The organism is Deinococcus peraridilitoris DSM 19664, from assembly GCF_000317835.1.
Lineage (GTDB): Bacteria > Deinococcota > Deinococci > Deinococcales > Deinococcaceae > Deinococcus_A > Deinococcus_A peraridilitoris.
The window spans coordinates 1,920,584-1,944,710 of sequence record NC_019793.1; the positions used below are offsets into that span (position 1 = coordinate 1,920,584).

Annotated in this window: 18 protein-coding genes and 1 tRNA gene; 13 read left to right on the top strand and 6 right to left on the bottom strand. The window is 62.1% G+C overall.

Going from position 1 to position 24,127, the window contains the following annotated elements:
- Positions 1–110 precede the first annotated feature (110 nt).
- Entirely contained in the window at positions 111–668 is a 558-nt protein-coding gene (locus DEIPE_RS09405) for a hypothetical protein (RefSeq protein WP_015235733.1), read from the top strand.
- 108 nt (positions 669–776) lie between these two features.
- On the opposite strand, the gene DEIPE_RS09410 is transcribed toward DEIPE_RS09405, so the two are convergent.
- The gene (locus tag DEIPE_RS09410) at positions 777–1,910 is read right to left on the bottom strand and encodes a hypothetical protein (protein ID WP_015235734.1); all 1,134 of its coding nucleotides are present in this window, start codon (positions 1,908–1,910) and stop codon (positions 777–779) included.
- Positions 1,911–2,773: 863 nt separating this feature from the next.
- On the opposite strand from DEIPE_RS09410, the gene DEIPE_RS09415 reads away from it, so the two are divergent.
- From DEIPE_RS09415 to DEIPE_RS22180, 5 genes are all read left to right on the top strand, one after another.
- Positions 2,774–2,852 (top strand) — tRNA-Leu (locus tag DEIPE_RS09415).
- A gap of 442 nt (positions 2,853–3,294) precedes the next feature.
- The gene (locus tag DEIPE_RS09420) at positions 3,295–3,966 is read left to right on the top strand and encodes a YqjF family protein (RefSeq protein WP_052326672.1); all 672 of its coding nucleotides are present in this window, start codon (positions 3,295–3,297) and stop codon (positions 3,964–3,966) included.
- Positions 3,963–4,349 carry a hypothetical protein gene (locus tag DEIPE_RS09425; protein WP_015235736.1) on the top strand — a complete coding sequence of 129 codons (387 nt, stop codon included), beginning with the start codon at positions 3,963–3,965 and terminating at the stop codon, positions 4,347–4,349. The genes DEIPE_RS09420 and DEIPE_RS09425 overlap by 4 nt, the downstream gene beginning before the upstream one ends.
- A gap of 227 nt (positions 4,350–4,576) precedes the next feature.
- Complete coding sequence (locus DEIPE_RS09430; RefSeq protein ID WP_015235737.1) at positions 4,577–5,152, top strand: DUF421 domain-containing protein; 576 nt, start codon at positions 4,577–4,579, stop codon at positions 5,150–5,152.
- 465 nt (positions 5,153–5,617) lie between these two features.
- A complete protein-coding gene (locus tag DEIPE_RS22180) occupies positions 5,618–7,957 on the top strand; it encodes a putative bifunctional diguanylate cyclase/phosphodiesterase (protein ID WP_015235738.1) in 2,340 nt (779 codons plus the stop codon).
- A gap of 67 nt (positions 7,958–8,024) precedes the next feature.
- On the opposite strand, the gene DEIPE_RS09440 is transcribed toward DEIPE_RS22180, so the two are convergent.
- Positions 8,025–10,064 carry a glycoside hydrolase family 10-like protein gene (locus DEIPE_RS09440; protein WP_015235739.1) on the bottom strand — a complete coding sequence of 680 codons (2,040 nt, stop codon included), beginning with the start codon at positions 10,062–10,064 and terminating at the stop codon, positions 8,025–8,027.
- A 211-nt stretch (positions 10,065–10,275) separates the two neighbouring features.
- On the opposite strand from DEIPE_RS09440, the gene DEIPE_RS09445 reads away from it, so the two are divergent.
- The 3 genes from DEIPE_RS09445 (at position 10,276) to DEIPE_RS09455 (ending at position 14,368) form a co-directional block, all read left to right on the top strand.
- Positions 10,276–11,931 carry a ribonuclease J gene (locus DEIPE_RS09445; protein WP_015235740.1) on the top strand — a complete coding sequence of 552 codons (1,656 nt, stop codon included), beginning with the start codon at positions 10,276–10,278 and terminating at the stop codon, positions 11,929–11,931.
- Positions 11,932–12,066: 135 nt separating this feature from the next.
- A complete protein-coding gene (locus DEIPE_RS09450; RefSeq protein WP_041230816.1) occupies positions 12,067–13,407 on the top strand; it encodes a VanW family protein in 1,341 nt (446 codons plus the stop codon).
- Positions 13,408–13,564: 157 nt separating this feature from the next.
- On the top strand, positions 13,565–14,368 hold the full coding sequence (locus DEIPE_RS09455) for a PIG-L deacetylase family protein (protein ID WP_157448825.1): 804 nt from the start codon (positions 13,565–13,567) through the stop codon (positions 14,366–14,368).
- A gap of 67 nt (positions 14,369–14,435) precedes the next feature.
- On the opposite strand, the gene DEIPE_RS09460 is transcribed toward DEIPE_RS09455, so the two are convergent.
- Genes DEIPE_RS09460 through mnmG form a run of 4 tightly spaced genes read right to left on the bottom strand, consistent with a single transcriptional unit; the run spans position 14,436 to position 18,345 of the window.
- Positions 14,436–15,272, bottom strand: a complete 837-nt coding sequence (locus tag DEIPE_RS09460; protein ID WP_015235743.1) for a ParB/RepB/Spo0J family partition protein — start codon at positions 15,270–15,272, stop codon at positions 14,436–14,438.
- The gene (locus DEIPE_RS09465; RefSeq protein WP_015235744.1) at positions 15,256–16,005 is read right to left on the bottom strand and encodes a ParA family protein; all 750 of its coding nucleotides are present in this window, start codon (positions 16,003–16,005) and stop codon (positions 15,256–15,258) included. The genes DEIPE_RS09460 and DEIPE_RS09465 overlap by 17 nt, the downstream gene beginning before the upstream one ends.
- Positions 16,002–16,547 carry an RsmG family class I SAM-dependent methyltransferase gene (locus tag DEIPE_RS09470; RefSeq protein WP_015235745.1) on the bottom strand — a complete coding sequence of 182 codons (546 nt, stop codon included), beginning with the start codon at positions 16,545–16,547 and terminating at the stop codon, positions 16,002–16,004. Before DEIPE_RS09470 ends, DEIPE_RS09465 begins: the two co-directional genes overlap by 4 nt.
- Positions 16,531–18,345 (bottom strand): tRNA uridine-5-carboxymethylaminomethyl(34) synthesis enzyme MnmG, encoded by a 1,815-nt coding sequence (gene mnmG, locus DEIPE_RS09475; protein ID WP_041230817.1) that lies wholly within the window; start codon positions 18,343–18,345, stop codon positions 16,531–16,533. Before mnmG ends, DEIPE_RS09470 begins: the two co-directional genes overlap by 17 nt.
- Positions 18,346–18,463: 118 nt before the next feature.
- Here mnmG and dnaA point away from each other — a divergent pair, with 118 nt between their 5' ends.
- From dnaA to pyk, 4 genes are all read left to right on the top strand, one after another.
- Complete coding sequence (gene dnaA, locus DEIPE_RS09480) at positions 18,464–19,810, top strand: chromosomal replication initiator protein DnaA (RefSeq protein ID WP_015235747.1); 1,347 nt, start codon at positions 18,464–18,466, stop codon at positions 19,808–19,810.
- 292 nt (positions 19,811–20,102) lie between these two features.
- The gene (dnaN, locus tag DEIPE_RS09485; RefSeq protein WP_015235749.1) at positions 20,103–21,185 is read left to right on the top strand and encodes a DNA polymerase III subunit beta; all 1,083 of its coding nucleotides are present in this window, start codon (positions 20,103–20,105) and stop codon (positions 21,183–21,185) included.
- 114 nt (positions 21,186–21,299) lie between these two features.
- A complete protein-coding gene (eno, locus tag DEIPE_RS09490) occupies positions 21,300–22,571 on the top strand; it encodes a phosphopyruvate hydratase (protein WP_015235750.1) in 1,272 nt (423 codons plus the stop codon).
- A 123-nt stretch (positions 22,572–22,694) separates the two neighbouring features.
- Positions 22,695–24,122: a pyruvate kinase gene (pyk, locus tag DEIPE_RS09495; protein ID WP_015235751.1), complete on the top strand. Its 1,428-nt coding sequence runs from the start codon at positions 22,695–22,697 to the stop codon at positions 24,120–24,122.
- The last annotated feature ends 5 nt before the right edge of the window (positions 24,123–24,127 follow it).

Sequence of the window (24,127 nt, forward strand, 5' to 3'; positions counted from 1 at the left end):
ATGCCAGTGTTCGCCAAATACCTCGAATTACTGGCTGTCATTGGAGCTGTTACATTTCCAGCCGGGAATGGTATGCCAGACGGACAACAGAACAGCAGCGACCAGTCGTCATGTGTTCGTTTCCCGACGGCTACATGGTCATGTTCCCAGTAGGTCGGGCGGTTGAACTTGCACGTATTCGCCGGGCTGTCGCCAGAAGTGAGACCTGGGGAGACCTACGCTGCGTCATCCCACGAGAAGAATGGGAAAGACTTTCGGACGGCGCGTTGGATGGCCCGCGTTTCGAGATGCCGGAGGAGGACGAAGTTCCGGATGACGAGCCCTTTGATCGGCAAGATCTGGCGACCGATCATCTTTGGCTCGTCTGGCCCCAGAACGAGATGCTCTACTGGGTGCCCGAGGACATTCAGAAGCGCTATGGGAGCCGTATGGATACGCCGGATAGTTATCTGCTTTTGCTGGATGCAGGTGAAATGACTGTCCCTGCCATGCGCCGTCAAGGGTACAGCATGTACAGGGCGGAGTACCTGGTTGAGTTTGCGTGTGGCTACCTTGGCTATGGTCCTGAGGTTGAAGCGGAGTTCCAGCGGTTCAGCAGGCTCGTGTCATTGTGCCAGTCAGGCTACGGCGTGTTTGAAAAGCTCATCCCAACCACTCCACAGACGTAGGAAAGGCGCGGATGACCGTTCGGTCATCCGCGCCTTGATCCGGGAAAGTCACTGTATTTGGGGGTAGCGTCCCGTCGGCGCTGTTGTGGCTTCCCGGTCAATCATCCGTCACTGCAGGGAGACAGGCATGACGTTGCTGGGCACCTGAACATTGACGGTCGTGTTCGCCTTCACTTCAACGTTCACCTGCGCAGTGATGTTCGTCTGGATGTTCTTGAAGATCACGACGTACGTTCCGATCGGCAGGTTGTTGTAATTCTCCTTCGCGATCTCGGTGCCGGTGTTGACATTCTTGACGGTCACGTTGATGAACTTCTGCAGTTCGGCGCTGAGGTCGATCTTCAGACTGCCCGTGTTGGTCTGCTGTCCATCACCCTTGACTTTTTCGGGCACCTGCACGGTCACCGTCTTGTTGATCTGGACGTCCACGCGGACTTCCACGGTCACGTTGGTCTTGATGTTCGTGAAGACCAGCACGTAGGTGCCGGCGGGCAGCTTGGAGACATCCTGGTACGTCTGGCCGGTGGTGACGTTCTTGGCGGTAACCTTGATGTCCGCCATCACGTCGACGCTCGCGTCGATCTTCACGCTGCCGGTATTGGTCTGGCCACCGTCATTCTGGCCACCCTTGACTTTTTCGGGCACCTGCACGGTCACTGTCTTGTTGATCTGGACGTCCACGCGGACTTCCACGGTCACGTTGGTCTTGATGTTCGTGAAGACCAGCACGTAGGTGCCGGCGGGCAGCTTGGAGACATCCTGGTACGTCTGGCCGGTGGTGACGTTCTTGGCGGTAACCTTGATGTCCGCCATCACGTCGACGCTCGCGTCGATCTTCACGCTGCCGGTATTGGTCTGGCCGCCGTCATTCTGGCCACCCTTGACTTTTTCGGGCACCTGCACGGTCACTGTCTTGTTGATCTGGACGTCCACGCGGACTTCCACGGTCACGTTGGTCTTGATGTTCGTGAAGACCAGCACGTAGGTGCCGGCGGGCAGCTTGGAGACATCCTGGTACATCTGACCGGTGGTGGCGTTCCTGGCCGTGACCTTGATGTCCGCCATTGCTTCGGCGTTCAGGTCGAGGCTCACGCTGCCGGTGTTGTTATTGCCGGGGTTCTGGCCAGGAGCGGTGCCGCCCTGACCAGGAGGGTTGTTGGAGGGAAGTTGAGTATCGGCCATCTGCCCACAGGCTGCGAGGGTGAGGGCACCGCTGATCAAAAGTGCAGAAAATCGCTTCATTTTATTTTCTCCTGTCGAGAGTGATTCGAGATTGGCCCGTTACGGTCTTACTACTCAAAGTACGATGTCTCTGTACATTTGACGCTATTTTCAACATTTACGCAGCGCGGAGCGCCTGTATACTGGTATTGAATATCCGCCCACCTCCTGTAATGCTTCGGTTGTACGGGAATCGCGACCATCTCAAGATAGATTGTAATAATACGCTTTTAAGTGCTTTTGCGCCAACTTCTACTTTAACCGAAACTCAGAAGTTCATCTCACCTATCAGGAAATAAAGTGACTTGAATTGTATTTGACCGATGCCATGAGCATAAATCAATCATTGCATAAGAAGAATGGGTACCTTATGAGACCAGTGGCGTGTGAAGCGCGAGGCTTCGATCAACGACCAGGACCCGCAAACTCCAAGCCTTATTGTTTACCTCAAGTTCGGCTCTCAGAAACGCGGATGATTGTTCCCATATCTGAATTCAAGTTGAAAAAACTCACTTCATCCATTCCCGTCGTTACACACGATTCAGGTGGTGAGAACGCGCACTGAAGGACCAAAGTTTAGGACGGCGCGGCCAGCCACGAAGCGTCATTATCTGCCATCTGCCCAGCAGGCCATTCAGAAGGGACAGTAGCTGATCACGGGCTTTGGGGAGCGCTTCATCACCACACCTGTAGATGGGCAGGGCCTGGAGCGGGCAAGCAGCAGCAGGGCCTCCTTTCCTTCTCCTTTGCAAACACGCTGTAGTGGCACTGCCACTACGCGCCACTACACGCATGGGAAGTCAGGGTACGGCATGGGCAGAGGTGGGCAACAAGGAAAACTGAAGAAGGCGTTCTGGACAGGAAAAACTCGATGATCAGCCACAACGGTAGTGGTTGGGGCAGGTGCCTTGCCTGGGCCTGATAAGCGTGAGGTCGGCAGTTCAAGTCTGCCCTTCCGTACCAAACAAGAACCTCGGCCCGGCCGAGGTTCTTTCGTTTCGCCTTGCATACCCTACGACCCCAAAAGACACCCGCGTGCAACGAGGGTATCAAGGGAAATGAGGACATGGACAGGATCATCGCGAGATCCTCCGGTCTTCAAACAGGATGGTGAAACGGCCAAGGGCAGCCTTCCATACTGAACGCCAAAGCGCGTTGGTGCCGCCTGGTCGACACTGGCAAGGGGGTAATGCAGGTGCTGGAATACGGCATGCACGATCAAGCGCCAAAGACCACCGGCCAGAAGACGGGACCGCTGCAACCGGAACGAATAGGCTGAAATACGCAAGCGCTTCTCCTCTGTCCTGCTGTCCAAACGGATCCTTACTGAACTGGCAAACAGAGCGGGAGCCTGCACGCTAGTGTCCAGGGAATGCCGAAGGTGAAGTTCCCCTGGATAATGCACATGGAGTGGCGGGACCTGCTGTTCATGCACTGGCCGGTCCGGTCAGCGTCCCTGGCCCGCTGTCTGCCAGGCGGAGTGGACCTCGACACCTTTGAGGGGCAGGCGTGGCTGGGAGTCCTTCCCTTCGCCGTGACCGGCTTTCGTCCACGCGGGATTCCCTTGGGCTTGTCCTACGGTCAGGTGAATGTACGCACCTATGTCCGGGTGAATGGCGTACCCGGGATCTGGACGTTCAGCTTGGATGCGGCGAGCGGTTTCTCGGTGCTCGGGGCACGCTGGCTGTACTGCTTGCCTTATTTCGCGGCGGATATTCATCTGCACGCTCGGGAGGGATGGCTCCAGTTTGGAAGCGTCCGCCGGAGCGATGTCAGGCGTGCCTGCGCCCTGATGTACCGGCCTGTCGGTCGGGTCTTTCACGCGCACCCCGGTACGCTGGAGTACTGGCTGACCGAACGCCGTGTCCTGTTTACCGTCGGCTGGAATGGAGGGTTATGGCGGGAGGACGTTCAACACGAGCCGTGGCCATTACAGCGCGCAGAGATACGTGAGCTTTCCTGCACACTGCACGAACCGTTGGGTCTGCTCACCCTGGGTGTTCCGCTGGCGCATTACGCCCGGGTCGTCAGGGTGCGTGGCTGGCCTCCGAAAGTTGCAGCAGGAAGTGCGCCGTGAGCATCCCTGGCGTTGGGCTGATTTCACATTATGCGCACGCCAGGATTGATTTTGCCGCCTCGGGGGTGATGCTGCTCGCACCACTGCTGCTCCCGCTGCGCCGGCGCACCACGGTGATCTCCATCCTTCTGGCCGCCAGCGGCTTCCTGGTGGGAAGTCACACCGCCTATCCATTTCCTTTGCGCGGTACACCTCTGATTTCCTGGCAGGACCACAGAAGAATCGAGAACGCCAGCTTCCCGGCTTATCTGTTCCTGTCTGCCGGATGTGGCGCGCTGTGCTTCCGCCCTGACCGAACCTATCTGCTGCTGCTGCTCGCTTCCTATATGCTCGTGCACACGCTCACGGATTGGAGTGAGCCGGATGCAGAAAGAGGACAGTGAGAGTCCGTGGCCTTGCTTGGAGTCCCTGCGGAGGATTGGAACTCCCAGGGGATGTGCCTGAATCGACCGCAAGCGGGCGGCAGCAAACACCGGGGCGCAGCAGCCCTGGTGATTGCACCCTGAGGGCAGCTGGAGCCCGGGCGCGGACGTGCGCAACCCTCAATGTGCGCTGAACACGCCGTTACCTTTTCTCTCCGCTTCCTCAACAGCCAGCGACACCATGAAGGATGACCGACGCACTCGAAGCGATCCGTGCCCTGCTGGGCCTCGACGTGGAACCCAGAGACCTCACGATTCTCCAGGTTTCCCTGCGGGCCCTGCTGATCTTCCTCGCCACAATTGTCACCGTCCGTGTCGGACAGAAACGCTTCTTCGGCCGCAACACCGCGATGGACATCATTCTCGCCATCATGCTCGGTTCTGTCGCGAGCCGTGCCATCAACGGCAGCGCTCCATTCCTTCCGACGGTCGTGGCGGGCTTCGTGCTTGTCGGAATGCATTGGGTCCTGTCGTTCCTCTCGTTTCACTCAAGTGCCTTCGGAAAGCTCGTCAAGGGGAACGCGACGCTGCTCATCCAGAACGGGGAACTCCAGGCGGACGCGATGCGGAAATTACTTGTCACGCGCGACGACCTGGACGAGGACCTCCGATCAGCTGGCAGCACCGACGACCCAGCGTCCGTGAAGGAAGCAAGGATGGAACGCAGCGGCGCACTCAGCGTCATCCCAAAGCGTTCCTCTCCCGAAATCCTGGAGGTACGCGTCGAGAACGGCGTGCAAGTCATCCGAATCGAACTGTCATAATGGGGTTTTCCTGTTCACGTCACGGCTGAAGATGCCAGCGAAAACGGTACCCCGGGCACCTCGCCAGAAAAGCGTCCGGACCGACCGATGCACTCCCCGTCTTTTTGGTTTGCCTTGATCCTGAGTCAGTTGCTGCAGCGTTCGAAGTGGTCGAGTTCGCTGATAAGTTTCTTCTCGGCCTTCAGGCTGAGGGCGGCGTGGGAATCGGTCCCATGGGCCTGTCCATGTCCTCGTGGGTGTGCGTCTGCGACCAACGCGGACTGTCCGAGAAGCGCGTCCTCTCACTTATGCCACCGCGCCGCTTATGCACACTCGCGTCTCGGACAGGACTTCAGCCCGGTGGTTGGCCGGATCGTCGGTTGGGCCCGTCTCTCCTGTTGCCGTTGCGCACTTTCGTTGCACACTGTGCCTGCGCTTTGTAAGAGGCCTGTGACCCCCGGGTCTCTACACTGCGGCAGGTAGATTGTGTCGATCCTTGAAAGATTTGCCCCCAGACGTCTCCTCACGCCGACCTCTCCGGAAGGCGTTCAGCGTGTCCTGCTGATCCTGCTGTTCGGTCTGGTGGTCGCTCACGCCGTCTGGCTCGTCAGCGCCCCGAGTGAAGGAACTTCGCGCAAGCTGATCGGAAACCTCTTTTTTCTGATGCCTTACCTGGTGGCCGGCATCCTGACCGTCCAGGCCGCCCAGGCGCACCGCCACCACCTGCGGCGTGCCTGGGCGTATCTGGCCGCTGGTCTGCTGACCTGGGCCGCTGGTCAGGCGGTCTTCACGGTGCTTGACCTGCGTGGTGCTCCAACCTTTCCGTCGCTTGCCGACGTGGGCTTTCTGTCCCTGCCGTTGCTGTTTGTGGTGGGCATTCTGCACTTCTTTCGCGCGCCACCCGGTCGTCTGCAGCGCCTGACCTTTGTGCTGGATGTCGGCATGCTGTTCGTGACATTTGGCAGTGTCCTGTGGCTCGAATACGTCACGACCATCTGGCAGCGTTACGCCGGACAGCCCTTCGCGCTGCTGGTCGCCATCTCTTACCCTTTCACTGACCTGCTGATGATCGTCGTCGCCTTCGTGCTGGCACTCTGGAGCCCACGGGAAAGCGCGCGCGCCTACCAGGGCCTCCTGGGGCTGGGGCTGCTGCTCTTTCTGACGGGATCGGTTGGGTACGGTTATCTGGTCAGTCAGGACCGCTACAGCGTCGGCGACCTGATCGACGTCACCTGGAGTGGGGCTGCGCTGCTGTTCGGTCTGGCGGCGCATGTTGCCCAGCACACACGTGGCTCGCTGCTCATCACCGCCCGTGCCCAGGCTGCCATCTCGGGCGTTGCGACCGTGCTGCTGCACATGCTGCCCTACGGGGCACTGGTCGTTTCCGCCTCTTTGGCACTCTCGCATCACCAGCACGACACGCCAGCGCCTCACCTTGACATCGGCGCGGGAATCGTGGCGGTGCTGGCCCTCTTTCGCTTTCTGGTTTCCGAGTTACACGGTGAACGTCTGCGGCAGCAACTTCGGCAGCAGGTGCGGCGGGACGACCTGACCGGTGTACTCAACCGCCGCGAGCTGCACGCCCAGATTCCGCAACTGGTGCAAGACGCGCTGGCACGCCAGCAGACCGTGGCGGTCCTGTTCGTGGACCTCGACCGGTTCAAGCTGGTCAACGACACCTTCGGTCACGAAGTCGGCGACGCCTTACTGCTGGAAGCGTCTGCGCGAATTGCAGGCTGTATTCGCCCCAGCGACCTGCTCGTACGCGTGGGTGGTGACGAATTCGTAGTGGTGCTGGGTCCCCTGCAGGACACCGCCGCGGTCGAGGTCGTGGTGCAGCGCATCCTGTCACGCCTGACGCAGCCCTACACGGCGCGAGAACAGCAGTTGATGGTCACGGCCAGCATCGGAATTGCGCTGGTGCCCGCCGATACACGCGACGCCTTACAGGCCCTGCGTTTTGCCGACCTCGCGATGTACCAGGCCAAACAGCAGGGACGCAGCACCCACCGGTATTACCATGCCGCCATCGAGACGGAGTCGAGCGAGCGTTTCGATCTGGAAGCGCAACTCCAGGGCGCGCTGGCCCGTCAGGAATTCGTGCTGCAATACCAGCCGGTGGTGCGCACCGCCGGGGAAGCGCCGAGCAGCTTCGAGGCCCTGATTCGCTGGCAATCGCACAAGCAGGGCGTCGTGTCCCCCGCGCAGTTCATTCCGATCGCCGAAGAGCGCGGCCTGATCGTGGAAATCGGGCAGTGGGTGCTGAACGAGGCACTGAGGCAGCTGCGCTGCTGGCGAAGCGGGGGCCAGGCGCACCTGACGGTGGCCGTGAACATCTCGGCGGTGCAGTTTCGGCACGATCACTTTGCCGAAATGGTGCAGCAGACCCTCGCACGGCACGAGTTACCCGGTGAGGCCCTGACACTGGAACTGACCGAGAGCAGCCTGATGAGTGACCTCGAAGCCTCACGCCGTGTGATGGCGCAACTGCGCGCTCTGGGCGTGCGTTTTGCCATGGATGACTTTGGAACGGGCTACTCGAGCCTCTCTTACCTGCGCCATTTGCCGGTGGATGTACTGAAAATCGACCGGTCGTTCGTGTGGTCCCTCGACGAGGTCGGGGTGGCGGTGGTGCGCTCGATCATCGCGCTGGCGCACGAACTGCAGCTGAAAGTGGTCGCCGAGGGCGTCGAAACGCGCGAGCAGCTGCAGACCCTGCGCACGCTCGGCAGCGACGAGGTGCAAGGTTATCTGATCGCCCGTCCCCTCAGCGCCGAAGACGCGGGCGCTTTGATCAACGTCCGGCCAGCTGACCCGGTGTCGTGACCGGACTTGAACAGATGAGCAGTGCAAAAAGAAGAGGGCTGGCAGCCCTCTTCTTTTTGCACCCTCTTCAGGGCAGCGTCATGACTGGCAGCTCGGCCACCCGGCCGCTTTCCGCCTGTGCATTCAGGGGCGCGGCTCCTGGAGTGCGGACCTCGAAGGGTCCGGGAGGGGTGAACACGAAGCCATAACGGCCCTGGCCATCCGTCTGCGTTCGGGCAAAGACGCGGCCATTCACGTACAGCTCGACGCTGCGCCCTCCCAGCGACTGACCGGGAATCGCTTCACCTGCCCAGGTCACGCGGCCTTCGACTGCCCGCAGGGCGCGGGTATCGGGCCGCTTCCAGGGGTGTGCCTGCCCGAAGGGACCACCAGCGCTGACAAAACGCGCCGTCAGGTCGGGCAGTGCCTGGGCCGTCGTTCGGGCACCCGAATTGACGCTGGTGTCGCTGGTGCGGTACGAGTAGCCAACCCAGCCGTCGAGCCCGGCGTCCAGCGCCCCGTTCACCTGATGCAGCGTCCCAAGCGGCTTGTTGAGGTACATGGCGCTGCCGGCGGCCACCAGGCGCGTTCCGCGGTGCTTGACGGCAAATGCGTTCCACTCGTCGTACCAGCGGGCCTGGTCGGGCACGTCGTCACGTTTGTAGTTCATCAGCACGTTCAGATCGAAGTAGCCCAGACGGGCCCACTGTGCCCAGTCCTGCAGCACCTCGGTGTAGGCGCGGGAAGCCTCGAACGCCTGGATGGTGCGCGGTCCGGGGCCGTATGTGATGGTGGCGACGTCCACCCAGACTTCTGGCCGGATGGCCTTCACCCCCAGGTAGATGCGCCGCACCAGATTGGTGATCTGCTCGCGGCGCCACGCCATCCAGGCCGGGTCAGTGGGCCGTGGGATTCCGGTGATGCCAAGTTCCTGCCGAAAGCGCTCCAGGGCCACCGGGTTGTACCCCCATGTCGGAACCCCCCCAGCGTCCGGGTAGCGGACCCGGTCGAGCTGTACGCCGTCGACATCGTAGTTGCGCACCACGCTGAGGTACATCTCGGCGATGTACTCACTGGCCTCCGGATGGCCGGGATCCAGGAAGTAGTCGTTGCCTGCGCGCGCCTCACCGTCCTGACGCAACATCAGCCAGTTGGCGTCAGCGCTCGCCGAGAGACCGTTGGTGTTGAACACGTGATCGCCTTGAGAAGGAGCCGGGTTGTCCGAGACGTTCACGATGGCGGTCGTGATGATCCAGGCATGCACCTGCAGGCCCGCCGCGTGCGCCTTGGTCAGCACATCCTGCAAAGGATCGAAGCCCTCGGGCACTGCCGGATCATCGGTGCGCGGCATGCTGGAGGCGTTGCAGTAGCAGTCGCCGCGCTTGCCGACCTGTACGAACAGCACGTTGACGTTCATACGCCGTGCGTCGGCGATGAGCTGGTCGACTTCCTGCGGCGTCTTGAAGCCAGGTCCGAATGCGTCGACCCACAAACCACGCAACTCACTGCCGACGCGCCGCTCGGGCGGTTTGACGGCGGGGGTCGGCGCTGGGGCCTCGACCTGCGGATTCACGGGCCTGGCCGGTGGCTCTGCCGAAGGCGCGGGAGCGGTCGGTACGGTCTCGTGCACGGGCGCGCCCGGTGCGGGCGCCGGACGTGCCGAGGAGGTGGGCCCGGACACGCCGGGCGAAACCGGCGCAGAAGAGGCTTCTGACGGGCGGGCTTTTTCGGGGCGGGTTTGCCCGGGTGTGCCCTGGGGCGCGCTCGGCAAACTGGGTTCAGGCGCGGCTTCAACTGACGGTTCAGCGGGCGTGGGTCTGCTTGCCTCCTCGGGCTGCGGAGCGGGCGTGACGGACGGCAGGATCTGCCCCGCTGGGGCTGCGGGAACCTGATCTTGCGGCGCGCTCGCCTGGGAAGATTCCGGTTTTACGGGCCGCTTGTCAGGCCGCTTGTCAGGCTGCGGCGCGCGAGCCGGGGGCCGGACAGGCGTGGCAGGAGCCGTGACGGGCGCGGGCGCGGTAACACTCACCGTGGGATCGGCAGAACGCTCACCCTGTGGGCGCTCGCGGCACCCGGAAAGCGCCACGGTCAGCGAAAGCAGGACAAAGGAAACAAGACGCTTGGACATGGTGTGCGTTTATTGTGACGGATTTTGCAAGAGCGCAGGAAAGCGATCGAGGTCGCTTCGGTCAAGCGCACGCATGCTAGGCTGTTTTGACTGCCCCGCAAGGCGCACGACATTCACATCACTTCTGTTCTGCCGCACCATTGCGCGGCTCGCATTGTCCTACAACCTCTTTCCATCCACTCAGGACGACCCCATCCTCATAAGGAGCACCATGAGCGAAAACACTCCTGGCGACAGGTACCTCGAAGTCATTCCGATCGGCGGAATGGGCGAGATCGGCAAAAACATGTTCGCCTACCGCTTTGAGAACGAAATCATGGTGGTCGACGGCGGACTGGCCTTTCCGGATGCCCACATGCTGGGCATTGATCTGCTGATTCCCCGCATCGACTACCTGCAGCAGCACGCCGCCATGATCAAGGGCTGGATTCTCACGCACGGCCACGAAGACCACATCGGCGCCTTGCCCTATATTTTGCCGCGCCTGCCCAAGGTCCCGATGTACGGCGCCCGGCTCACGCTGGGCCTGCTGCGCGAGAAGCTCAGTGAATTTGGCATCCGCGAGCAGGACGTCGATCTGCGTGAAGTGGAAACCGACGCGCGACTCAAGATCGGCAAGCACTTCACGGTCGATCTGTTCCGCATGACCCACTCGATTCCCGACAACGCCGGATACGTGCTGCACACCCCCATCGGCCGGGTGGTTCACACCGGTGACTTCAAACTCGACGAACGCCCCACCGACGGCAAACCCAGCGAACTCGGCAAGATGACCCAGGCCGGCGAGGACGGCGTGCTGCTGCTCATCAGCGACTCGACCAGCGCCGAGCGGCCGGGCTTCACGCCCAGCGAAGCGGAAATTGCCGAGAACCTCGAAGCGGTCATCGCGCAGGCCAAAGGGCGGGTCTTCGTCACCACCTTCGCCTCGCACACGCACCGCATTCAGAACATCATCTACGCCGCCGAAAAGCACCGCCGCCGCGTGATCATGGAAGGCCGCTCCATGATCAAGTACGCGCAGGTCGCGCAGTCTCTAGGTTATGTAGACCTGAAGGACCCGCTGGTCACCACGGACGAGATGGGCGACCTGCAGGATTCGCAGGTGCTGTTCATCTGCACCGGTTCGCAGGGGCAGCCCATGAGCGTGCTGTCGCGCCTGGCCTTTGGCAACCATGCCAAGATCGCGCTGCATCCTGGGGACACTGTCATTCTGTCCAGCAACCCGATTCCCGGCAACGAAGAGGCGGTCAACACGGTCGTCAACCGCCTGTACGAAATCGGCGTGGATGTCTTCTACCCGCCCACCTACAAGGTACACGCCTCTGGTCACGCGTCGCAGGAAGAGCTCAAGCAGGTCCTGAGCCTGTCGAAGCCCAAGTACTTTCTGCCCTGGCACGGCGAGCCGCGTCATCAGATCAATCACGCCCGTCTGGCGCAGGCGATGCCCCATCCACCCAAACGCACCTTGATCGCCAAAAACGGCGACGTCATCCGGCTGACTCCCGACGACTTCCGGGTGACGGGCACGGTTCCGGCGGGCGCGGTGTACGTGGACGGCCTCGGTGTCGGCGACATCAGCGACGATATCATTCAGGACCGCATGGCCATGAGCAGCGACGGCGTACTGATCCTGACGGCGGTCTTGCATCCCACGCCGCACGTGGAGCTGATTTCGCGCGGCTTCGTGAAGTCGAACCGCGATCTGGAGAACTCGATTCGCAAAGTCGCGCTGGAAGCGGTCGAGAACGGCATGCGCGAGAAACGGCGTCTGGAAGACGTGCGTGACGACATGTACGGCGCGGTGCGGCGTTTCGTGCGCAAGGTCACCGGCCGGAATCCGGTGCTGATTCCGCTGCTGGTCGAGTAAGGACCCTCCAGCCGCAGTTGCGGTTGATCCCAGCTTGCCCGCTCGGCGGGGCATTGACGGTTTGGTTTCGCGCGAACGTCCATGCCTCACCGTATCCCTCAGGAAGCAGCTGAGGGCACGTGAAATACTGAGGGCGTGAAATTTCACGCCCTTTTTGTGCTCGGAGCTGCCCTGCTGCTTGGCCCGGCGGCCGCTGCCCAGAGCGGTGAAACGCCGCCAGAGCCGCCTGCCCTGCCCATCGAAGCCGCTCCCACAGTGCCTCCAGCGCTCCCAGGCGAACCGGCGCCTCCAGAACCCGTGCCAGTGCCCCCGGCGCCTCTGCCTGCCCCAGCCCCTCTCCCCTCCCCTGCCGTGACACCGGCAGCACGGGCTGTTGCACTCAGCGTGGTTTTCACCGAGACCGTACCAACGGCCCTGAACGGCCAGAAAATCTATGAGACACGGCGTGAAATATTCAACCTGAGCGAGGAACGCAGCAAAATCTTGCGGGCCGGTGCAAAGATGACCCTCAGCTTGCGACAGGACGTCGAGCAGTTCGCCAGGCGGCTCGAACGTGAAGCGCAGGACGCCCGCTTCGAGTACGCGCCGATTTCCGGCGAGTGGCGGCTCGTGATGCGCGGTGCGGTCAAGGTGGATCTGGACGCCACCCTGGCCGCTGTGGAGAGTGCGCTGCGCGACCCGGCCACAAGGCGGGTCAACGTGGTGTACTCCACCATCCGCCCCGCACGCACCCTGGATTTTTTCCTGCAAAAAGGCATTACCAGCCTGCTGGGCGAGGGCAGCACCAGTTACGCGGGTTCTTCAAAGGCGCGCATGGCCAACATTCACTTGGGAACGCGCAACTTTCAGGACGTGCTGCTGGACAAGAACGCCTTTTCCTTCAATCAGATGGTCGGTCCGGTCTCGGCTGCCCGCGGTTACCTGCCCGGGCTGGTCATTGCCGGCGAGCGCACCGCGTCCGGCGTGGGCGGCGGCATCTGCCAGGTCTCGACTACAGTGTTCCGGGCATTGTATGCGGCCGGTCTGCCGGTACGCGAGCGGCAGAATCACTCGTATCAGGTGCACTACTACGATCCGCAGGGACTTGACGCCACCATCTACCAGCCCAACCTCGACCTCAAGTTCGACAACGACACAGGAGCTTCGCTGTGGTTTCAGGCCACCTGGGACGACCGCACCGCCCGCCTGAACATCCAGGTGTTCGGCCGCCCACGCCTGGAAACGGTCGAAGTCGGTGCGCCACGGGTGCTGGCCACCCAGGCGGTTCCGCCGGAACGCCTGATTACCGACCCCTCGCTGGCCCCGGGACGGCGCGTTCAAGTCGACTGGGCCGCGCCGGGCGCAACGATCGAAGTGCAGCGTGTGTTCAGGCGGGGCGGCGAGGTGGTGCGCAGCGAGGTGCTGCGGAGTGTCTACCGCCCGTGGCCAAACATCTATCTGGTCGGACCACAGGGCGCTGGAACGGCCGAACGCTGACGGCGAGCCCCGGACCCGGCAATCACCCGGCAATCACTTACTCGGCCACGCACAAAAAGCGAGGCCGGGCGCGGAGCGTCAAAGAAGGCACATGACAGGTCAGCCTGCGAAGAAGCCGGGAGAAATTGCTTTCCCCGGCTTCAGTTGTGTGATCATCATGACCATGAAGGTTGGCAGCGTTGCTCTCAAGTCTCCTCAGCGGCGCCTGCGGCGTCTCGGTATCAATTTCATCTGGTTTCTGGCGAGTCTGGCGCTGATCGGGACCCTGCTCTACTTCGTGTTTCGCGTGAACCTCACGGTCACCGCCGACGACGCCCTTCGCGAAGGTCGCCTCCTGCTGAGCAAGCAAACGGTGCTGGCAGTCGTCGCGCATCCTGACGATTTGGAGTGGTATATCGGCGGAACCCTGCGCCGCCTTGCGGACGCTGGGGCGGACGTCCAGGTCATCGTGGCCTCGTTGGGTGAAAAAGGACCCAACCGCACCGGCGTACCGAACCTGCCCGAAGCGCGGCGTCAGGAGCAGCTCGACGCTGCGGACATCAACGGGTACCGCCGGGTGCATTTCCTGGAACTGCCCGACCGTGGCGTGGCTGCCGATCCACGGTTTCTGCCGCGTGTCACCGAAATTTTCCGGCAGGTCCGTCCCGACGCCGTCTTGGTGTTCGATCCGCAATTTCCCTCACTGCCTTACCTGCACACCGATCATCAGGGATCGGCCCGGGTCTTTCTGGGCTTCTGGCGAACGCTGGGCGAGGACCGTCCACCCGTCTACCTGTTTCAGACCCGCCGGCCAAACGTCGCGGTGGACATCAGCCCGGTGGTGGACATCAAGGCCCGCGCCCTGGCACAGCACCGCACCCAGAACGGGAGTGGAGGCAGCGGACGCATGAGCCAGGTATTCAAGGAGCAAGGTACGCTGGTCGGGGTCGCTTCGGCCGAGACCTTTCGGGTCATGCGGTAAAGCGTCGCCTTACGGGACGTCATCACACAGGCGCGGGCGTAGCGGCAGTTCGTCGGAGAACCTTGTGTCAGGCAAATTCCGAACTGCGATCGAGCAGGCCCAGCAGGCGCTCGAGTTCCTCGGGCGAGCCGAAGCTCAGTTCGATCTTGCCTTTGTCGGCACCGGAAATCTTGACCCGGGTGCCCACCGTGCGGCTGAGATCCAGTTCCAGCTGTCGCCAGGGACGTCCGCCTGCCCGGCGTACGCCTTCGCCGGGTTTGGCGCGCTGCAGGGCCTCGGCCTCGCGCACACTCAGACTGCGTGTCCGAATCTGCTCGAGCGCCCATACCCGGTCCGGCTCTGGTTGGGCCAGGATGGCGCGCGCATGGCCGGCACTGATCTCCCCTGCCTCGAGTGCCCGCAGTGCCGCACCGGGCAACGCCAGCAGGCGCAGGGCGTTCGCCACGGTCGAGCGGCCTTTGCCCACGGCCCGTGCCACGCCTTCCTGGTTGTGCCCCTGATCAAGCAACGTCTGATAGGCACGGGCTTCTTCCAGCGGCCCCAGATCTTCGCGCTGCAAGTTCTCGACGATGGCGATTTCCAGGGCTTCGCGGTCCGCCAGATCGCGGATAACAACCGGCACCTCGGTCAATCCGGCGAGTCGGGCCGCCCGCCAGCGCCGCTCGCCGGCCACGATTTCGAACCGCTCGCCTCGCGGACGAATCAGCAATGGCTGCAACACGCCCTTGTCGCGGATGCTCTGCGCGAGCTCGGCCAACGCCTCCGGATCAAAAGTCTGGCGCGGCTGGTATTCAGCCTGCACGATCTGATCCACACGCAAAGTCTGGACGCCGGCACTGCTTGAGGGTTTGGCGAGCAGGGCGTCGAGGCCACGCCCCAAACCGAGGCTAGACTTTTTGGACACGTTGCATCACCTCGTCGGCCAGACGCTTGTAGGCCCCGGCACCACTCGAAAGTGGCGAGTACTGGTTGATGGGTTTGGCATGGCTGGGCGCTTCGGACAGGCGGATATTGCGTGGCACGACGCTCCAGAACACCAGCTCGCCAAAGTGAGCGCGGACGTTTTCCTCGACCTGCTGCGCCAGGTTGGTCCGACCGTCAAACATGGTGATCACAATTCCCAACACCCGCAGCCCGGGGTTCAGATGACCGCGCACCCGCTCGACGGTGTCGATCAGTCCGGCCACCCCTTCCAGCGCGTAGTATTCTGCCTGCAGCGGAATCAGCAGCCCCTGTGCTGCCGAGAGCACATTGACGGTCAAGGGTCCCAGACTTGGCGGCGCGTCCAACAGGACGACGTCGTACCCCTGCAATTGTGCGAACAGGTCACGCAAGGCATACGGCGTTTCGGCGAGTTCGACTCCCGCGCCCGCCAGGTCGGGCGTGGCTGCCAGCAGCGACAAGTTGGGCTGCGCGGTTTCAAGCACCACCTTGGTCAAGCACGACGGATCGCGAAACGCGTCGTAGAGCCCGCGCGAAGCGCCCCGGTGACCGAGCCCGCTCGTGGCGTTGGCCTGCGGATCGACATCGACCAGCAGCACTGTTTTGCCGGAGGCGGCCAGATAGGCGGCCAAATTGATTGCGGTCGTGGTCTTCCCCACGCCGCCTTTTTGATTCACGATCCCGACAATCTTCAAGAAGCGGCCTCCTTTGCCGTGAACGTCAGGATCACCAGATCGTGCTGTTCGTCAAGCGGTTCGCGCCGCGCGGTAATGCGAAAACCCATGAGTTCCTGGGGAGCATACCATGTACGCGGGCGGCGCGTCAGCAGGAACCAGCGTGCTGGCACGATGTGCCGCACCAGTTCCAGCAGGATGGGCAGCTCACCGACCGCCTGGGCAGCGATCCACTCCACCGGTTGCTGGTATTGCCGAACGTCACGCGCAAATACATGCGCATTTCTGAATCCCAGCTTGGCGACGGCCAACTTCAGAAAGGCTGCCCGCCGCGCACGTCGTTCACACAGGATGACCGTGACGTCCGGTCTCGATTCAGCGATGACCATGCCCGGCAGCCCGCCCCCAGTCCCGAGGTCCAGCAGGGTTGTGCCAGAGGGAAGCTCGTCCGCATATCGCTGGGCCGTGGCTTCGTGTGTCGCCCACTCACTCAGCACCTGGGGACCGAACAGGTCCAAGGTCCCGGCGTACGTGCGTACCAGATCGCTATAGCTTTGTTTCACGTGAAACTCCCGCAACTTGCCGCAGGTGTACCAGCAGTGCCGTGACGTCGCCTCGCCGGACACCGGGGACCCGGGTGGCCTGGGCAACGGTGGATGGCCGCACCTTGGCCAGCTTTTCGCGAGCTTCAGTCGACAGAGCAGCCACCGACGAGTAGTCCAGCTGGTCGAGCCGCATTTCCGCCGAATGTTCCTCAGCCTGCAGCTGTCGACGTGCACGGGCAATATACCCTTCATATTTAACGTTGATTTCCAGGCTTTCGCTCTCGACCGAATCGAGCTCGGGTAGAACTACTCCGGCAGTCCTCAACGTCGAGAGCGTGTACTCGGGTCGGCGCAGCAGACCCAGCGCATTGTTTCCCTGCCAGCGAACCTGCTCCAGCTGCTGGCGCGCCCCACGAATGCGTTCATATTTATCTCGAACCTTGGCGAGGGCCGCGTGATCGATCAGTCCCAGGTCATGCGCCAACGGCGCCAGTCGTTCATCGGCATTGTCCTGCCGACACAGCAGCCGGTGTTCCACGCGGCTGGTCATCATGCGGTAAGGCTCATCGCTTCCCTTGAAGACCAGATCATCCAGCATCACACCGATGTACCCTGTTTCACGTGAAACAAAACAGTCGGTCAGGCCTGAGGCCCGGCGGCCTGCCGCCGAACCGGCCACCAGGCCTTGCGCCGCCGCTTCCTCATAACCGCTGGTTCCATTGACCTGACCCGCAGTGAACACGCCCGGCAAATACCGGGACTCCAGGTTCAGGGTCAACTCCGTGGTGTCGATGACGTCGTACTCCACCGCGTACGCGTATCGTTGAATCACCGCACGTTCAAACCCGGGCAGGCTGCGCACCAGCGTATCCTGCAGATGAGGCGGCAGACTGCTGGAGAAGCCCTGCAGATACACTTCGCTGGTGTTGACCCCATCAGGTTCGACGAACAGCAGGTGTCGATCATGATGGGCAAAACGCACGACCTTGTCCTCGATCGACGGACAGTAGCGGGGGCCAAGACCGGCAATATCTCCCGCATACATGGGCGACTCGTGCAGGTTTTCCTGAATCAGACGGTGGGTGGTGGGGGTGGTGTGCGTCTGCCAGGTGGGGGTAGAGGCCGCCTGTGGACCACTACGACCACTGAACGAGCGAGGATGAGGGTCGGCCGCGATTTCCTGCAGGACATCGAAATTTACCGAGTCGGCCCGTACACGCGGCGGCGTCCCGGTCTTGAAGCGCTTGAGCCGGTGACCGCTGGCCGAAAGGGTAGAGGAGAGGAAGCGCGAGGGCGGCTCACCCTGCCGCCCTTCTGGCCGCGAGGTTCGGCCATACCAGGTCACCCCTTGCAGAAACGTGCCAGTTGCCAGCACCACACAGCGGGTGCGGTACCGCCGTCCATCCGTGGTCACGACGTGCCACAGCTCATGGTCGCGCTCGAGCGCGGCCGCCTCGGCACGCAGGATGTCAATTCCTGAATGGCCCAACACGTATTCCTGGGCCCGAACCGCATAGGCATCGCGTTCGTTCTGCACCCGCAACGACTGTACGGCCGGTCCCTTGGAAGCGTTCAGTACCCGCGTGTGAATTGCCGTGTCATCGGCAATCCGGCCCATCAGGCCTCCCATCGCCTGAACCTCGAACACCAGCTGGCTTTTTCCAGGCCCACCGACGGCCGGATTGCACGGCATGCGGCCGATAGTGGCCGGGTTGCCGATGAGCAGCGCGGTCGGGCCGAATTTGGCAGCAGCCCAGGCTGCCTCAATGCCGGCGTGCCCGCCGCCGACCACCATCACGTTCCAAACGCCTTGCATAACAAGATAGTCTACTGCAAGGTGGGGGCTCTCGCGAGCGGGCAAGGACTCCCTGGTATGATGCGCGCTAGCCACGCGCAAAGGAGGAGCACCTATTTCGCAGGACATCTGGAGCAACGTGCTGACTCACGTTCGCAAGAATATTTCCGAGGTCGAGTACCACACCTGGTTCGTCCCCGTGCGTCCGTTGGGCGTGCAGGACGGCGCCCTGGTGCTGGGGGTGCGCAACTCGTTCGCCCAGGAATGGTTTCGCAAGCACTATCAGGACCTGCTCGAAGATGCGTTGCGGCAACTCGGAGCCAGTTCGCCCCAGGTCTCGTTCGAGGTGCTGCCTGCCGTGCAAGACGCCATGATGGCGCCTGCCACCGAACCGAATCCCTCCTCATCGCGCCGCACAAATCCACCCCAGGTTGTCCAGACAACTTCTGGCACGGGCAGCGCCAAAGCCCTCAACCCCAAGTACATCTTCGAGAATTTTGTCGTCGGTCCAAACAACAATCTGGCTCACGCCGCCGCGCTGGCCGTCGCCGAGTCACCGGGCAAAACCTACAATCCCCTTTTCGTATACGGTGACGTCGGCTTGGGGAAGACCCACCTGATGCACGCCGTCGGTCACTATGTGCTCGAACGTCACCCGGAAAAGCGTGTCGAATATGTCTCGACGGAGAGCTTCACCAACGATCTCATCAATGCGATTCGTGAAGACCGCATGACACAGTTTCGTAACCGCTACCGGTCGGTCGATCTGCTGCTGGTCGACGACATTCAGTTTCTGGCCGGCAAAGAGCGCACTCAGGAAGAATTTTTTCATACCTTCAATGCCCTGTACGAAAGCCACAAACAGATCATCCTCTCGTCTGACCGCCCTCCGCGTGACATTCAGACCCTGGAAAGCCGCCTGCGCTCCCGCTTCGAATGGGGACTCATCACGGACATTCAGAGTCCGGAGTTCGAAACACGGGTGGCCATCCTGAAAATGAACGCCGAACACCGCCGCATCAACATTCCGCAGGAGGTACTGGAACTGATCGCACGGCAGGTCACCAGCAACATCCGCGAACTGGAGGGCGCACTGGTGCGCGTCATGGCCTTTTCCAGCCTCAACAACGTCAGCCTGAGCAAGGCAGTGGCCGCCAAGGCGCTCAGCGATGTGTTCACCTCGCAGGAGGTGCAGATCGAGATGGCCGATGTGCTGCGGGCAGTCGCGGCGCACTTCAGCGTGCCGCTTGAGGCGCTGAGGGGGAGCGGACGGGTCCGCGAGGTGGTGGTCCCCCGGCAGATCGCCATGTACCTGATTCGAGACCTGACCGGACATTCGCTGCCTGAAGTCGGCGTGTTCTTTGGCCGCGATCACTCGACGGTGCTGCACGCCACCCAAAAGGTCAGCGAACAGTTGGGACGCGATCCGGAGCTGAGTACCCATATCGAAACGCTGCGTCGGCGGCTGCAGGGAATCGAGGAATGATTCTCATGCCACGCTTGTGCTCTCCTTCACTTACTGTGGATAACCCTGTGGATAACCCTGTGGATAAGCTGTGGATAACCCTGTGGATAACCCTGAACTTTTTTTGCCTGTGGATAACCGGGCAGTTTGTCCACAGGCTATCCACAGGCAAAGCCGAGTTATCCACAATTCTATCCACAAGCTGGAATACATGCCAGACGACTCCAAACCGGGTTATCCACAGTTTCCACAGCTCCTATTACTACTACTACTATTTTTATAACTAAATAAGAGAGGAGAAAAGATAACGTCCATGCGTGCCAACGTCAGCAAAAAAACACTCAGTGAGGGACTCGGGTTGCTTGAACGCATCGTGCCCTCCCGGTCCAGCAATCCGCTTCTGACATCGCTCAAGGTTGAAGCCGAACCACGCGGTCTGACGCTCAGCGGAACCAACCTGGAAATCGACATGGCCTGTTTCGTGCCCGCCGAAGTCGACCGGGAAGCGGCCTTTGTGGTGCCCGCCCACCTGTTTGCGCAGATCGTGCGCAATCTGGGCGGGGAACTGGTCGAACTGTCGCTCAGCGGCAACGAGCTGAGCGTGCAGTCCGGAGGCTCGAACTTCAAACTGCAGATCGGCGAGCTGGGAGCTTACCCGCTGCTGAGCTTTCCCACGCGCAGCGACGCCAGCTACGACGCACGCGAACTGGCACGCTCACTGGCCAGCGTGCGTTATGCGGCAGCCACCGAGGCGTTTCAGGCGGTGTTTCGCGGCATCAAGATCGAACAGCTCGGAGGTCGGGCCCGCGTGGTCGCCTCTGACGGTTTTCGCCTGGCGCTGCGGGACTTCAATGCTCACGGCGAAACACGCAACCTGATCGTGCCGGCCCGCAGCGCCGACGAGCTGATCCGGGTGGTGCGCGACGGTGAGGTCGGGGTCACCTACGGCGAAGGCACCCTGGGAATCACCACCGAGCGCGTCAAGATGAACGTCAAGCTGATGGACGGAGAGTTCCCGGACTACGAGCGGGTCATTCCGCGCGATGTGAAGCTGCGCATCATGCTGAGCGCCACGGCCCTCAAGGAGGCCGTCTCGCGCGTGGCAGTCCTGGCCGACAAAAACGCCAACAACCGCGTCGAGTTTCTGGTTTCCGAGGGCAAGCTGCAACTCGCCGCCGAAGGCGATTACGGGCGAGCTCAGGATACCCTGCAGGTGATGCAGGACGGCAGCGAGCCTGCCATGAGTCTGGGATTCAACGCCAAGTACGTGCTGGACGCGTTGGGACCCATCGAGGGTGACGCCGAGCTGCTGTTTTCCGGCCCGACTTCCCCGGCAATGTTCAAGGCGCAGGGTGATGGCGGCTATCTGGCCGTGGTGGTCCCGCTGCGGGTCTGAAGCGGCACGGAGGGGACTTCAGCTTGTCCATCAGGGTGCTCCACCTACACACAGGCTTAAGGGGCGGATATAGTGTCCCGGGTACACTTCCATAAGGAAGTTTGGGAGGAACGCATGAAAATTGAACGCATTATGGCCCGTGAAGTGCTCGATTCGCGTGGCAACCCGACGGTGGAAGCCGAAGTTCACCTGGAGAGCGGTTTCCTGGGACGCGCCATCGTTCCCTCCGGGGCCTCGACCGGTTCGCATGAGGCCAACGAACTGCGTGACGGGGGAGAGCGTTACCTCGGCAAAGGGGTATTGAAAGCCGTCGAGAACGTTGAACGCGTTATTGGCCCGGCCCTCACTGGCTTTGACGCGACGGAGCAGACGGCCATCGACCGCGCGATGCTCGAACTCGACGGCACGCCCAACAAAAGCACTTTGGGGGGCAACGCCATTCTGGCCGTCAGCCTGGCGAGCGCGCGCGCGGCCAGCGAAGCGCTCGGTGTGCCGCTCTACCGCTACCTGGGCGGTAACAACGCCAAGACGCTGCCCACCCCAATGATGAACGTCATCAACGGCGGCGCGCATGCCGACAACAACGTTGACTTTCAGGAGTTCATGGTGATGCCGGTGGGCGCGCCCACCTTCCGCGAAGCGCTGCGCTACGGCGCCGAGACCTTTCACCAGCTCAAGAAAGTCCTCAGCGCCCGTGGCTACAACACCAACGTCGGCGACGAGGGCGGATTCGCACCGGACCTGGGCAGCAACGAGGAAGCCCTGGAGGTACTGCTGGAAGCCATCGAGAAGGCCGGTTACGAGCCTGGCAAGGACATCGCCATTGCCCTTGACCCGGCGGTGACCGAGTTGTTCAAAGACGGTCAGTACCATCTGGAAGGAGAGGGCCGGGTGCTCTCCAGCGAGGAGATGGTGGATTTCTGGGCCGACTGGGCCTCGCGCTACCCCATCGTCTCCATCGAGGATGGTCTGGCCGAAGACGACTGGGACGGCTGGGCACTGCTCACGCAGACCATGGGTGACCGCGTGCAACTGGTCGGCGATGACCTCTTCGTGACCAATGTCGAGCGGCTGGGCCGTGGCATTCAGAGTGGGGTGGGCAACTCGATTCTGGTGAAGGTCAACCAGATCGGTACCCTCACCGAGGCGATGGACGCCATCGAACTCGCCAAACGCAGCCGCTATACCGCAGTGATCTCGCACCGCAGCGGCGAAAGTGAAGACGCCTTCATTGCCGACCTGGCGGTGGCCACCAATGCCGGTCAGATCAAGACCGGCAGCGCCAGCCGTTCTGATCGCATCGCCAAGTACAACCAACTGCTGCGCATCGAACACCAGCTGGGCCGGGAAGCGGTCTTTCTGGGCCGTGGGGCGCTCAACAAGTAACGGCGAGCGTGGGCTGTTCGCTCCTGGCCTGGAACGCGAAAGCTCCTGCCGAGCAAGCGAGATGCGAACGGCTCGTCGCCCACAGCCTTCTCGGCGCCGCTCCTGCCCTACACAAAGGAATTCATGAAACACTTTGATCGAGCCACCAAAATCGTCGCGACGGTGGGACCCGCCAGCCGTGACGCCCAGACGCTGGAGCGCATGATCGACGCGGGAATGAACGTCGTGCGCATGAACTTCTCGCACGGCGAGCGCGAAGATCACCGTGAAACCTACGAACTCGTCCGTTCGATTGCCCGGAAAAAAGGCGTGACGATTGGAATCCTGCAAGACCTCCAGGGCCCCAAGATTCGGGTGGGACGCTTCAAGGAAGGTCGGGTGACGCTGGAAGCCGGTCAGAAGTTCATCATCACGATGGACGACATCGAAGGCGACCAGCAGCGCGTGGGCAGTACCTACAAGGGTCTGGCCGAGGACGTACGGCCCGGCATGACCTTGCTGCTCGACGACGGCAACATGGCGTTGCGCGTCGAGGGTGTGCGTGGTTCGGACGTCGAGACGAGCGTCGCCATCGGCGGCGTCCTCAAGAACAACAAGGGCATCAACGTGCCCGAGGCCGACCTCAGCGTGCCCGCCATGAGCGACAAGGACGTCGAGGACATGGAGTTTGGCGCGCAGCTGGGCGTCGATTGGGTGGCGCTGTCGTTCGTCCGCTCGCGCGACGACATGCTGCTCGCCAGGCACTACCTGGCGCGTTTTGGCTCACGCGCCAAGCTGATGGCCAAAATCGAGAAGCCCCAGGCCGTAGAGCGCTTCGAGGACATTTTGCGCGAAGCCGACGGCATCATGGTGGCGCGCGGTGACCTGGGCGTCGAGATGCGTCCCGAGCAGGTGCCGGTCATTCAGAAAAAGCTGATCCGTGCCTGCCGTGAAGCGGCCAAGCCGGTCATCACCGCGACCCAGATGCTTGAAAGCATGATCAACCTGCCGCGCCCGACCCGCGCCGAGGCGAGTGACGTGGCCAACGCGATTTTCGACGGCACCGACGCGGTAATGCTCTCGGCCGAGAGCGCTGCGGGCCTCTACCCGGTCGAGAGCGTGGCCATGATGGACCACATTGCGCGCGAAGCCGAGGCCTCGGACCTTTACCGCCTGTCGCAGGCGCGCTCCATCGATACCGAACTCGCCACCGACTCGATCGCGGACGCGGCCTGCGACATCGCCGAGACGCTGAACGCCAGCGCGATCACCACTTTCACGCTCACCGGCGGCTCGGCGATGCGGGTGGCACGCAACCGCCCGCGGGTGGCGATTCTGGCCCTCACGCCCAACGAGCGCACCCGCAACCAGCTGGCGCTGACCTGGGGCATCGTACCCGTACAGGCCGAGGATCCCGGCAACACCGACGACATGGTGCGCATCGCCACCGACGAGCTGCGCCGTTCGCGCGTGGCCGACGCAGGCGACCGTTTCGTGATCACGGCGGGTGTGCCGTTCGGGGTGCGCGGTACCACCAACATGATCCGGGTGGAGCGACTGCAGAAAGCCTGATGGCT